The 12,331-nt window shown below is 47.4% G+C and carries 11 protein-coding genes; 8 read left to right on the top strand and 3 right to left on the bottom strand.

Translation table 11 applies throughout. From position 1 onward, the window contains the following. Positions 1-109 precede the first annotated feature (109 nt). Positions 110-358, top strand: a complete 249-nt coding sequence (locus FIU82_RS09650) for a YkgJ family cysteine cluster protein (protein ID WP_022946194.1) — start codon at positions 110-112, stop codon at positions 356-358. 18 nt (positions 359-376) lie between these two features. Here the strand turns inward: FIU82_RS09650 and FIU82_RS09645 are convergent, their stop codons facing one another. Then, the gene (locus tag FIU82_RS09645; protein WP_152440956.1) at positions 377-922 is read right to left on the bottom strand and encodes a DUF4136 domain-containing protein; all 546 of its coding nucleotides are present in this window, start codon (positions 920-922) and stop codon (positions 377-379) included. Between the two features lie 349 nt (positions 923-1,271). Here FIU82_RS09645 and FIU82_RS09640 point away from each other — a divergent pair, with 349 nt between their 5' ends. The 3 genes from FIU82_RS09640 (at position 1,272) to FIU82_RS09630 (ending at position 3,772) form a co-directional block, all read left to right on the top strand. Then, on the top strand, positions 1,272-1,481 hold the full coding sequence (locus FIU82_RS09640; RefSeq protein WP_022946196.1) for a cold-shock protein: 210 nt from the start codon (positions 1,272-1,274) through the stop codon (positions 1,479-1,481). 196 nt (positions 1,482-1,677) lie between these two features. Continuing rightward, the gene (locus FIU82_RS09635; protein WP_022946197.1) at positions 1,678-1,983 is read left to right on the top strand and encodes an H-NS family nucleoid-associated regulatory protein; all 306 of its coding nucleotides are present in this window, start codon (positions 1,678-1,680) and stop codon (positions 1,981-1,983) included. A 40-nt stretch (positions 1,984-2,023) separates the two neighbouring features. After that, positions 2,024-3,772, top strand: coding sequence for a DEAD/DEAH box helicase (locus FIU82_RS09630; RefSeq protein WP_040643297.1), 1,749 nt, complete (start codon positions 2,024-2,026; stop codon positions 3,770-3,772). Between the two features lie 30 nt (positions 3,773-3,802). Here the strand turns inward: FIU82_RS09630 and FIU82_RS09625 are convergent, their stop codons facing one another. Continuing rightward, on the bottom strand, positions 3,803-4,126 hold the full coding sequence (locus tag FIU82_RS09625) for a ribonuclease E inhibitor RraB (RefSeq protein ID WP_045980333.1): 324 nt from the start codon (positions 4,124-4,126) through the stop codon (positions 3,803-3,805). A 267-nt stretch (positions 4,127-4,393) separates the two neighbouring features. Between FIU82_RS09625 and FIU82_RS09620 the strand changes: the two genes are divergently transcribed. Genes FIU82_RS09620 through FIU82_RS09605 form a run of 4 tightly spaced genes read left to right on the top strand, consistent with a single transcriptional unit; the run spans position 4,394 to position 11,474 of the window. Further along, positions 4,394-6,061, top strand: a complete 1,668-nt coding sequence (locus FIU82_RS09620) for an autotransporter assembly complex family protein (protein WP_235418814.1) — start codon at positions 4,394-4,396, stop codon at positions 6,059-6,061. Next, on the top strand, positions 6,058-9,768 hold the full coding sequence (locus tag FIU82_RS09615; RefSeq protein WP_152440955.1) for a translocation/assembly module TamB domain-containing protein: 3,711 nt from the start codon (positions 6,058-6,060) through the stop codon (positions 9,766-9,768). The genes FIU82_RS09620 and FIU82_RS09615 overlap by 4 nt, the downstream gene beginning before the upstream one ends. A gap of 3 nt (positions 9,769-9,771) precedes the next feature. Next, positions 9,772-10,626: a hypothetical protein gene (locus FIU82_RS09610; RefSeq protein ID WP_152440954.1), complete on the top strand. Its 855-nt coding sequence runs from the start codon at positions 9,772-9,774 to the stop codon at positions 10,624-10,626. Next, a complete protein-coding gene (locus FIU82_RS09605) occupies positions 10,623-11,474 on the top strand; it encodes a peptidylprolyl isomerase (RefSeq protein ID WP_152440953.1) in 852 nt (283 codons plus the stop codon). Before FIU82_RS09610 ends, FIU82_RS09605 begins: the two co-directional genes overlap by 4 nt. On the opposite strand, the gene queF is transcribed toward FIU82_RS09605, so the two are convergent. Next, positions 11,461-12,309 (bottom strand): NADPH-dependent 7-cyano-7-deazaguanine reductase QueF, encoded by an 849-nt coding sequence (gene queF, locus FIU82_RS09600; RefSeq protein ID WP_152440952.1) that lies wholly within the window; start codon positions 12,307-12,309, stop codon positions 11,461-11,463. The genes FIU82_RS09605 and queF overlap by 14 nt on opposite strands. Positions 12,310-12,331 lie beyond the last annotated feature (22 nt).

Raw genomic sequence — 12,331 nt, 5'->3', positions numbered from 1 at the left:
GTGGTTTGTTATAACATATCATTTATGTTGTGCTCTGCATAGACAGGGTCATGGCTCGAAGCGGGCTATGGTATACTGCGAATTTGTATCATGAAGAGGTGAGTGATAGATGGATTGCCGTTTAGGGTGTGGCGCTTGCTGCATCGCACCGAGTATTTCCAGCGCCATTCCGGGTATGCCGAACGGCAAGAAAGCGGGAGAGCGTTGTGTTCAACTGGATACTAACAACTTATGTAAGTTGTTTAACCAACCTTCGCGGCCCGCTGTATGCAGTCAGTTTAGTGCCACCACGGATGTGTGTGGTCGCACTGATGCCCAAGCAATGTGGCGCATCACCCAATTGGAGGCGCTCACGTAAAGCGCCTCTGTTTGATCTTTACTGAGCTTGAGGAGGGAAGTTGCTGAGAATATCTGCCACTGATTCACGTACCACTTCGGTGCGCTCAATCGGGGTTTGATTCTTTTTCAGGCGTCCCTCTTTAGCTGCCCGCCACACTAACTGGTTTGAAGACCTATCAACGACATCAATGACTAACGTACCTACCTCATACTCACGCGTGGTGGTTTGCACATTGTAACCAATGCCCCAATAGTCCCAGCGAGCGCCGTAACCTGTAGAAAACGTATCGACATCGACCTTGGTATCAACGGATGCATGGTAATTAATTAACACATCTGCTTGTTGGAGGGATACCAGTTCCATGCCCTTGGCGCGAAGCTCATCATTGACCGCTTGTTGCACGCGGCGTTCCATTAGCTCACTAATTTGATAATTATTAGTGCCTTTGGTGAGGCTGGCATTGGGGATCCATGCGAAGGTTTTATATTGCGAGAAATCGACCGATTTGTCGTAGTCAAAATCCGGGTGCGAAGCACAGGCGCCCAGTAATAGTACCAAACCGGCTAGCAGAAGGTTTTTCATTGAATGCTCCTTAGTTGGGCAAAGTGTAAGTCCTACGAATAACATAACACAGGTTCTTAGAAAGCGAGAACTGCGTAGTCTGTTAGTTTTTTACCGCAGCCGTTAGTTCCCCGTAAAGAGAAAATTCGAATTTATTTAAAGCTAATTATATTTTTCTGTGGTAGTCTTTAACTTGCCTTGAGTTAAGGCGTGTAATGTGACGGTTTTGTGCGGCCAATGCTGTAAGAGTGACTATTTAGCTAGTGTGCCCTTAGTACTGTACCTGACCCATCGGCGGCGACACTGGCTCAGGGAGGATAGTGCCTAATTTTAGGCGATTGATACAAATTGACTTACAGGAAAACTAAGTATGTCAGCAGAAGCACAAGGTAAAGTAAAGTTTTTCAACGAAGCAAAAGGCTTTGGCTTTATCGAACAAGAAAATGGTCCAGACGTGTTTGTTCACTTCAGTGCCATTAACGGTAACGGTTTTCGTACTCTTAACGAAGGCCAGCAGGTAACTTTCGGCATCAAACAAGGCCAAAAGGGACCAGAAGCGGAAAATGTAACACCCGTTTAATGCTTATTTGCTCACGCCTGTGAGCGAGTAATTGGTGAAGTCGACTCGGCTTCACTTTTCCCCCTCAAATTACACCTTCTTTGTCATATTAATTTAAAATAAGCCTTCCCAGCGTATAGTGCCTTTTTATTTTTGATATATTATCAATCTTCAATTATTATTTAATCTCCATGTTCAACAATTAAAAGAGACCATAGTGAGAGAGATCAGAGCCTTTGCCAAAACGGCATCGATGAATGAGTTAGAGAAAGCAATTAATATTCTGAATACTGCGCTCGAAAGTCAGCAACAGCAGGAAAAAGCGAAACAGGAAGTTCTCGAACTGATGAAGGAAAAAGGGCTCAGTGTGGATGATATTGTTGACTCGAAACAGGACAAGCGAACTAAGGTTGAACCTAAGTATCGTCGCGAGTTTGAAGGAAAAGTAGTTGAATGGTCAGGCCGTGGTAAGCGTCCGAAAGCATTCCAAGATGTTGACCTAACTAAATACCTCGCAAAATAATAACCTCCAAGGCCCGGTTTCGGGCCTTTTACTTACTTGGGTGTTAGTTGTGTTTACACTCAGAGATTACCAACAAAAAGCCGTTGATAGCACCTTAGCCCACTTTCGCCGCTCAGATAGTGCAGCCGTGATCGTACTACCCACTGGGAGTGGCAAAAGTGTAGTTATTGCTGAACTTGCGCGCCTTGCGCGATTCCCTATTTTGGTGCTGACTCATGTTAAAGAATTAGTACAGCAAAATGCCGAAAAATATAAAGCATTGGGATTAACACCGGGGATCTTTTCTGCAGGTCTTAATGAGAAAGAGTTAAACCAGCAAGTCACCTTTGCCAGTATTCAATCTCTCGCTAAAAGTAGAGATAAGCTAAAAAGGCAATACTCACTTATTATAGTCGATGAGTGTCACCGTATTAGTGACGATGAAAACAGTCAGTATTCACAGCTTATTCAGCACTTAAAAAAAGCAAATAGCAGATTGAAAGTGTTAGGTCTAACCGCGACCCCATATCGCTTAACATCGGGATGGATATATCACCGCCACTATCATGGCTTTGTGCGTGGCTCGGCAGACGCGCCATTTAGCGAGTGTATATATGAATTACCGCTTCGTTATTTAATCAATAAAGGCTATTTAACCCCGCCGAATTGCGTTGATGCTGCAGTGCAAAATTATGACTTTAACTCATTGGCATCCGGCCCCTCAGGTATACCTAGTGAAGGCGATATGAATACACTATTGCAATCGAGTACCCGGGCAACAAAAAGTATTGTCAGTGATATTCAAGCGCAAGCAGATGCTAGACAAGGAGTGATGATATTTGCTGCCACAGTCAAACATGCTTATGAAATAGCTGATTATTTGAGTAGTGAGTCAGTAGCGGTTATAACTGGTCAGACGCCGGCGGCTGAGCGTGATGAAATTATCCTTAGGTTTAAACGCAAAGAGCTAAAATACCTTGTTAATGTATCGGTATTAACCACGGGCTTCGATGCTCCACATGTGGATTTCATCGCCATTTTAAGGCCCACCGAGTCGGTTGGCTTATATCAGCAAATTGTTGGCCGAGGGTTGCGTTTATGCGAGGGGAAAAAAGACTGCTTGGTGATTGATTATGCCGCCAATGGCTTTGACTTATTTTATCCAGAAGTGGGAGCGAAGCGCCCCGACCCGTTGAGTGAGCCGGTGCAAGTATTATGTCCGGGATGTGGCTTTGCCAATATTTTTTGGGGAAAAACGGATGCCAGTGGTCAAGTCATTGAGCATCATGGTCGGCGCTGCCAGGGGCTGCTTGATGATGGTGAGCAAACGCAGCAGTGTGACTATCGCTTTAAATTTAAAGAATGCCCGCAGTGCGGCAGCGAAAATGACATTGCTGCGCGCGAGTGCAGCGCCTGCCAACATCAGCTGGTTGACCCAGATGATAAACTGCGAAAAGCACTTAATTTAAAAGAAGCCATGGTACTGCGCTGTAGTGGCTTAAGTTGTCAAATTACTCAGCCAAGCAAACTCAAAGTTACCTACTTTGATGAAGATGGGGCCAGTGTCGATGAGAGCTATGACTTTAATAATGCCAAGGTGGTGGCTCGATTTAATCGCTTTTACGCGAAGCGGCACACAGTTAGCGGAGTCACAACCTGGCACGATGCTCAGCAGGTGGTTGACCATCAGCACTGCCTGCAAGCACCTGATTTTGTGGTAGCGCGAAAGTCGAAACGATATGGGTGGCAGGTGAGTGACAAACTCTTTGACTATGAGGGCGCTTTTCGAAAGGCAAACGCCCTGTATTAGGGCGTGTGAAATGCTCCTGTGCGGAATGCTTTAAGCCATTAGTCCCCAGCCGTCACCATAACCATTGTGCTTATCAGCTAGACTTTCCAAATAGGCTTCGGTATCCATGATCACATCATGTTGCGGCACCATTTTGATACTTACTTTGACTTCAAATACGCCAGTGTCAGGGCAAGTTCCCAATTGTGAATCGGCGCTTAGTTCGGAACTTTTCAGTGCTTCTTGGTAACTAATAGCATGTTCTTGCTTTTCAAATAGAATAAAGAAGTCCAATGTATGAAAGCCTGTCAAGTCCACACCTTCATCGTGTATTTGCTGTAACATGTGTCCGGTGTCGTCGTCGGGAAATTGCATACCTTGTCTCGTTTTTTTAAGAATCGATAAATTGTCTATTATCTTGTAAGAAATAAAAAGCCTTGAAGGCAAATTTTATTTATTCAGTGGGTGCGCGAAGTCAGTGGCATTTGTTAAACTGATGGACCTACTTTGGGACGTATGAGTGATCTGACCATTCATTGTTGCAGTATTCTTAGATCATGGAGTTCTAGTCGTTTGATTTTCTGCCGCTTTTTCATTCTTCTATCTATTTTAATATGGCCTGCTGTCACTGCACATGCTGCTGTGCAACAAGCAACAACTATTACTGGCTACAGCATTAACGGGTTATCAGGAGAGTTAGAAGAAAATGTTGCGCTTTATTTAGTGCAATTAAAAGGCGAGGTCCCCTCCAGGCAATTACAGCGCTATGCAAGTGCACAAGTTAAAGCGAGTATGCGCGCACTGGGGTATTACCATAGCGAAGTAGAACTCAGTTTAGAGCGCAGCGAAGGCAAAGCGCAAGTAATTGCGAACATCATACCCGGCAAAGCGACGCGCATCGCTAGATTGGATTATCAATTTAGTGGTCCCGGAGAAGACGATCAGCAGCTTAAGGCGGTGCTTGATAGCTTACCTCTGCAGCAAGGGCAGGTTGTACACCATGGCCAATATGATAGTGCTAAATCAGCCATAGATAGGCAACTGTTAGAGCTTGGCTACTTTGACGCCAAGTGGCAACAATCTAAGTTGGCAATTAATCGCTCTCAACACAGTGCAGAGGTGGTGCTGCATGTGCAAACGGGCCCACGTTATGATTATGGGCCGATTAACATCAGCTCTGATACACCAGCAAGCAACTATATTTATTCTCTGGCGCATTTTAAAACCGGGCAGCCCTACCGTGCTACTAAGGTGTCAGAATTCAATCTTGCGTTATCGCAAACGCCTTACTTTAGCAGCGTCCGCGTTTATGCTGATATTCCCGCTCGGACTAATGGCGAAGTGCCGATTCGTGTGGAAGTCTTGCATAAACCACAAGATAGCTTTGAAGTGGGGGGCGGCTATTCAACGGACTTAGGCCCCAAAGCCAGATTCAAATGGTCTCGTCCTTGGATCACCGAAGACGGCCACTATCTTGAGAGTAACCTGAACATTTCCAAACGTCAGCAAGACATCAGTTTTGCCTACACCGTGCCGGTGGACGACCCTAATGACGATATCTGGCGCTTTAGCCTCGGCTACAAGCTCGAAGATAATGTCGATACGGATATCTTCTCGAAAACACTGACAGGCTTAGTGCAAAGACAGTGGAAAGTGGGAGAAGATTGGATACGCACCGCATTTTTGCGCCGAGAATATGAAGAGTTTCGCATTGGCGAGCAGCATCAGCGCACTAAGATGTTGCTACCCGGAGTGAGCTTTGCCCGCAAGCAAAGTAAAGGGGGCACCACGCCGTTTTGGGGTGAGCAATGGTTAATCAGCACTGAAGTGGGCACTGAGCACTTGGCTTCGACCACCGATATTGTCAGAGTCCAGCTACAGTATGCGTGGTTAAACACTTATTGGCAGCGCCATATGTTTTTTACCCGGGTCAATCTGGGTGCTATTTACGTGGATGATATTAATGACGTGCCGGTTTCTATGCGCTTCTTTGCCGGCGGCGATCAGAGTATTCGCGGCTATAAATATGAGTCTATCTCGCCTGAGCGTAATGGCTATAATATTGGTGGTAAATACCTAGCCACCGGCACCTTGGAGTATAATTATCAGTTTGCTGAGAATTGGCGGGCGGCGCTATTCGTTGATGCCGGAACCGCCACCAATGACTTCTCTGAATCATGGTCGGTTGGCACCGGCTTCGGGGTGCGTTATTTAACCCCAGTGGGCCCCATCCGTATTGATCACGCGTGGGCATTATCCACACCTAATAACACCACTCGTTTGAGCATTACTGTGGGGCCGGAATTATGAGCAAAGGATATAAGCGTATTCTCCGATGGTGTGGCGGCCTTGTGGGCACTATTTTAGTGACCTTGTTTTGTTTGTTATTTACGGAGGTAGGTAACAAGGGCATTGCTTATGTGGCCAATCATAGCGTTGATGGGTTGCGCATTTCGCTCAAAGAGGGGCGGTTTTTATATGATGACCCATTTGATATCTCTTTTACCAGCGAACAGATAAGCATCGATGCTGAGGCTGTGCGTATTGACTGGCAGTTATTGGGTTGTGCTGGGCTGTGCTTTCGCCAAGTTGGGGCTGAGTCGCTGACGGTGCAAGTAGCTGATCAGCAAAACGATAAGGCGGCAGCGACTGATGCACAGCCGCCGGCCAGCGAGCCAGTATCACTGCCGACTATTACCATAAAAAGTCTATTTTTAGGACAAGCCAACATCCATGCTGCGGGCCTTAGCGTGTCAGCACGGGATTTTAAATCAGCGCTTGAGGCGCATCAACGAGACGTTAAGGTGCAGCCGTTGCGTCTGCGCTCGCTTGAACTTACTTTACCTGAGAGTGAGCAGCAGCCTTCCTCAGCACCACTTGAGACGCTGCCACCGTTACCGCCTATCGCTTTTGATTTGGGCATCAATGCGCAGCTTAAAAGTGCACAGGTTGCTGACATTATTATCACTCAAGGGCAGCAAAGCCATCGTATCAGTGATTTAAAAGTGGCTGCGGCACTGCAACAACAACAGTTGTCCGTTTCACAACTATCAGCCGCTTACCAATTGCCCGCTGATATCGCGACAAACGAAGGGGATACACTTGAGGCCCAAGCTCAGGGTCAATTCTCTTTTGCTGATGGCAACCCTTTAACAATGTCGCTGCAATTAGCTGCCTTGGGCGAGCGCAGCGAGCTTTCATTCACGGGCAGCTTAGATGAACTTAATGTTCAGGCGCGTAATCAAGGCAAATATACCTTCGAATTAGACGCACAGGCACAATTACGACAGCAAAATTGGCCTTTTGAGTTGGCGTTTTCACACGCACCTTGGCAGCTCGAGGTGCAAGGCCAGCCGTTACAGATAGAACGCACCAACATAAATGCATCGGGTACTTTAGATAACTACCGCGTCGATGTCGATGCATTGACACAGCTAGCAGCATACCCACAAGTGAGCACTTCTTTACAGGCTCAAGGAAGCCTTACCGGCATCAACGCTGCGCCGTTGCAATTGCGAGCGAATGATAGCCACGTTGAGGTAACAACATCAATAGCCTGGCGCGATGGTGTTAGCGCCGATTTTTCTGCGCAGCTAACTAATTTACACAGTGAGTACTTATTAGACACCGTGCGCAGCGACCTATCGGGCCAGCTGCAAGGCCGAGTGAGTGTTGAATCACCCCAGCAGTGGTGGGTGGAGCTTAAACCGTCGTCATTATCAGGCACGATAAACGAGCAACCGCTCACATTTAATGCCGAACTGAATATTGATAGCGATCTCAGTGGCGATATTCATGCTTTTAGTGTACGCCAAGGCGAGAATACATTGGTTATCAATGGCCGCATTGATGAGCAGTGGCAAATAGCCGGCGAATTAAACTTGTCATCATCATCGCCACTTTATCAAGGTTATTCAGGGCAGGGACACGCTCAGTTTAGTATCGAAGGGCAACGTTTATCTCCTAAGCTGCAATTGCAATTGCAACTAGCGACTCTGCAAGGTGAGGGATTGCGAGTGAGCGACGCCACATTAGATATTACAGGGCAATATCAACAAGCCGACTTAGAGTATGACCTTGATGCAGAAGTAGCTAACGTTAGCCTTGATGGCCAAGTTATCAAGGGCATTCAAGTACAGTCTCAGGGCTCCCAACATCACCAACAAAACCATATTCGTGCTGGATTAACTCAAGGGCAAGCGCAGTTGGCGTTTCAGTCTGAACTGCAACAGCAGCAATTGAGCTTGGCAATTACCGAGTTGGAATTGCGCGGCGACGAGTATCAGGTCGCACTGGAGCAAAGTACCGAGTTGGACATTGATCTGGCCCAGCAGAGCGTGCGCACTAAGCCCTTTTGTTTGCAGGGCAATGCCATGCATTTATGCATAGAGCCCAGTGATATCAGCGCCAAGCAGGGACACGTCAACGCTAAGCTTGACTACTTTCACTTACAGTCTCTTACCACTTTGCTGGGACCCAACCTGGGTATAGAGGGGCAAGCGCAAGGACATGCGCAGTTGGCATGGCAAGATAACCAAGCAATGCAGATTGATGCTGAGTTCCATACCCAGCAATTACAAGGGTTGTATAGAAACCAAGGGCAGTTGCAGCGATTGCCTGTGGAAACCTTAATGATAAAGCTAAGCAGTGATGCAAAAAATGCCAATGCTAAGCTAAGCATAGACTCCTCAGTGGTTGGCAGTATTGACGCTGATTTAGCCGTAGAGGATATCACTCAAGCGCAACAACTCTCTGGAGAGGTGCACCTAACAGATACCGACATCAGTAAGTTCACTCACTTTGTGCCTGATGTGAGGAAGTTAGCGGGCAGGTTAAGTGCTAACCTCACTCTCAGCGGCACGTTGGCGCAGCCCTACCTCAATGGTGAGCTCAAGGCGCATGAATTGGCAATTGAAGGGGACGCATTGCCGGTAGCTCTTGCTAATTCTCGACTCGAAGCTGAACTCGATGGTGAGAGTATGACCTTGGAGGGGGAATTGCTCACGCCCGATGGCGGCAAGCTTGCTATTGACGGCTCAGGTGTATGGCTCAGTGATAATCCGGCACTTACCATTTCGCTCTCGGGCGAGCGCTTTATGGTGGTACCGCAGCAAGGGGTCAATGTCGCCATCTCTCCGGATTTAAACATAGATATTAGCGCCCAAAGTGTGCAAGTTGATGGTCGTGTTGATGTTCCTTACGGACGTATCAAAATCAAAGAGTTGCCTAAAGGAGCAGTACAGGTCAGTGATGATGAAATCATTGTGGATGCACCACAAAAGCAGCAAAGTGCACCATTCGCTTATCAAGTGCAGTTAGATGTGGGCGTACATGACGATGTGTATATAGACTCGTTTGGCCTGAAGTCCTACATCATGGGCGACTTGAAGCTAACCGCGAGTAATGAAAGTCCGCCATTGGCAAGTGGCGAGTTAAAACTGGTGGATGGTAAATACCGTGCATTTGGCCAAGATTTAGTGATCCGTACCGGGCAAATTGGGTTCAGTGGTGCGCTTGATAAACCTTACTTAAATGTGCGCGCGATCCGTAATCCAGACACCACCGCCAATGGGGTGATAGCGGGTATCGAATTAATCGGAAATGTTGAACAGCCGAAATTAAACGTGTTCTCGGAGCCGGCCATGGATCGTTCACAAGCGCTTTCTTACGTGCTTAACGGTCAGCCTCTTGGGGATGGTGATACGAACACTGATGCCATGCTAACGCAGATTCTTCTAGCCCAAGGTCTCAATCGCAGTGAGGGGTTTGTATCGCGAGTAGGGGAAACATTTGGTCTCAGCGATATAACCTTAAATTCAAAAGGCAGTGGTGATGATACTAAGGTTGAAATTGCTGGCTATATCGCGCCGGGGATCCAAGTAAAATACAGTGTTGGTGTATTCGAGTCTATCAGTGAAGTGGCTGTGCGCTATCAAATACTGCAAAAACTATATATAGAGGTAACCAGCGGGCTTTATGATACCTTAGATATATTGTATCGGTTTGATGTGGACTAACGCATGTTTAAATGCTGGCTATGGGCATTGTCTTTATTACTGGTGATATGCGAGTGTGGTGCGCAGCAGTCGGTGACGATGCGTGTCGCCCAGGCCGATCATCCTTATATGCAGGCATTATTTACTAAACTAGCTGAGCGCATTGAGTGTTTGCACCAAAAGCAGGTCACATACCAGTATGTTGACCATCTGCCATCACAGCAACGAGCGATTCAACTGTTGGGAGATGAGCACGGGATTGATTTATTCTGGGGTGTGACTTCGCAGCAGCGAGAGCAACAAGGGTGGGCGATTTTAATCCCAATAGCCAAAGGGTTACTGGGTTATCGCATTGCGCTAGTGCGCTCTGATAATCCCGATATCCTGGCGCAAAAAAAGTATATAAGCGATTTTTCATCATTACGAGTGGGTCTAAGTGAAGATTGGCCAGATGCCAACGTGTTCAGCCGTAACGGTTTCACGGTGGATGCGTTTTCTAAATCATCGTCTCATTACGATATGCTGAGAAAAGGCCGCTTCGACTTTCTGCCTGAGGAGCTCACAGCATTTGACCCCCAATCACTGCCTAAGGGGCTGATGTACGACAAACACAATGTCTTTTATTACCCGTCGGCGGTGTACTTGTTTGTTGCAAAAGGTGATAAACAGCGCCACCAATTGCTGAGCTCGGCGCTGCGAAGCTTATTTTCAGATGGCACCATAGAGCGCTTACTGCACACCCATTTAGTCCCCAATATTGATGCGGCGGAACTGGCAACACGCAATTATATTCGCTTGACCAATCCGTTATTACCCGCCTCAGCACCGTTACATATTTCTCATTATTGGTATAACAATAAACAAGGAACTCGCCAATGATCACACGCCTACTTATAGTTGTGAGCTTATTTTTAAGCGCGACTACCAGTGCAGACGACAATCCCTCTCCTACAACTATTATTGATAACGCCAATGCCAGCGAATGGCGAGCCGTTACTGATGAAAACCTAATGATGATTACCTTAGCGACAGGGATAGTGTATCTAGAGGTAAATCCAGAGCTGGCGCCGGCGCATGTTGAGCGCTTGCGCTCACTAGCTAGCCAAGGCTTCTATCGTGGGCTAAGTATGTATCGTTTTGTCGAAGGCTTTGTTGCCCAAGGCGGCGCTGGAGACAAAGACACGGATGTGCCGACGCTGAAAAACGAGTTTGTCAGTCACAGCGAAACAACGCGGCCGTTAGATATCGTCATCAACGAAGATGATGGTTACAGCGCGCGCAGTGGCTTTATTAATGGCTTTGCCGTGGGCCAAAATAAGCAGGGCACACAAACGTGGCAAATTCATTGTCCTGGCGCATTAGGTATGGCGCGGGGCAATGGAGTCGACAGCGCAACCAGTGAATTTTTTGTAGTGCTTGGTCAGGCACCGCGTTACTTGGATAAGAACATTAGCGTATTTGGTCGCGTACTTGTGGGCATGGCCCATATACAGCAGCTACAGCGCTCGCCAAAGCCAGGACAGCCTTTTAACCCGATTGTTGATATCCAATTTGCTGATCAACTACCTGCCAAGCATCGCCCGGTAATTAAAGTAATGCGCACCGACTCACGCAGCTTTGCGGCGCTCGTTGCGGCGCGTAAAAATCGCCCCGAGGCGTGGTTTGTGACCACGCCTGATTATATTGATACCTGCGCCATGAATGTACCGACGATTATTGACGGTTAATGCGCACGTCAAATAAGGTTTTATCGCTGTGCGTGGCGCGGTAAGGGTTAATATCCAGTCCGCCACGGCGAGTGTAGCGGGCATAGACCTCTAGGGACTGCATGGGCGCGCAGGCCATAATATCGGTAAAAATGCGCTCTACACACTGCTCGTGAAACTCGTTGTGGCTGCGAAATGAAATCAGGTAACGCAGCAGCGACTCATGACAAAGAGCCGGGCCTTGGTAGCGTATAACCACGCTGGCCCAATCGGGTTGTGAGGTGATCAAGCAATTAGACTTCAATAAGTGACTATGCAGCGTTTGTTCAACTTGCTGCGCATCGTCGGCTAGGCGCAGTAAGCTTGGTGTCAACTCATAGGTATCGACGGTGATATCGAGCTCATCAATGCACTGACCTGGTAATGCGGTGGCTGCGAAGTGCTGATAATCCTCAGGGCCATACAGTGTTACTTGCACGTCACTTTGGGTCGCCGCACTTAAGTCCTTGGCCATGGTTTGCTGTACTGCTTGCATGCTTTCAAAACGGCTTTGATTGAAGCTATTTAAGTACAACTTAAACGATTTAGACTCAATAATATCCGGGCTTTGACAAGGGAAGGTAAAGGTGGCCACCGCGACCTGTGGTTTGCCTTTAGGATTAAGCCACGATAACTCGTAACCGGTCCAAATATCCTCCCCTTTAAAGGGCAGGGCACGCTCATCTATTTGCAAATCATCACGATTAAGCTTGCGTGCTATGGGATAAAGTAGGGATGGATCGTAGCTGTCTTTATACTCAGTTGCCTTGCCGAGTAGGCTGGCTTTTAACTCTGGGGCGTTGCTGTAATCTGTCATGCTGTGCTATTTGGCGTTACAA

Source organism: Pseudoalteromonas sp. THAF3, from assembly GCF_009363775.1.
Classification (GTDB): domain Bacteria; phylum Pseudomonadota; class Gammaproteobacteria; order Enterobacterales; family Alteromonadaceae; genus Pseudoalteromonas; species Pseudoalteromonas ruthenica.
This window is presented reverse-complemented; position numbering and strand designations above follow the sequence as displayed.

Excerpts from the sequence above, each read along its gene's own strand:
- FIU82_RS09650 (WP_022946194.1), top strand. The coding sequence starts at position 110 with ATGGATTGCCGTTTAGGGTGTGGCGCTTGCTGCATCGCACCGAGTATT.
- FIU82_RS09645 (WP_152440956.1), bottom strand. The coding sequence starts at position 922 with ATGAAAAACCTTCTGCTAGCCGGTTTGGTACTATTACTGGGCGCCTGT.
- FIU82_RS09640 (WP_022946196.1), top strand. The coding sequence starts at position 1,272 with ATGTCAGCAGAAGCACAAGGTAAAGTAAAGTTTTTCAACGAAGCAAAA.
- FIU82_RS09625 (WP_045980333.1), bottom strand. The coding sequence starts at position 4,126 with ATGCAATTTCCCGACGACGACACCGGACACATGTTACAGCAAATACAC.
- FIU82_RS09615 (WP_152440955.1), top strand. The coding sequence starts at position 6,058 with ATGAGCAAAGGATATAAGCGTATTCTCCGATGGTGTGGCGGCCTTGTG.
- FIU82_RS09610 (WP_152440954.1), top strand. The coding sequence starts at position 9,772 with ATGTTTAAATGCTGGCTATGGGCATTGTCTTTATTACTGGTGATATGC.
- FIU82_RS09605 (WP_152440953.1), top strand. The coding sequence starts at position 10,623 with ATGATCACACGCCTACTTATAGTTGTGAGCTTATTTTTAAGCGCGACT.
- queF (WP_152440952.1), bottom strand. The coding sequence starts at position 12,309 with ATGACAGATTACAGCAACGCCCCAGAGTTAAAAGCCAGCCTACTCGGC.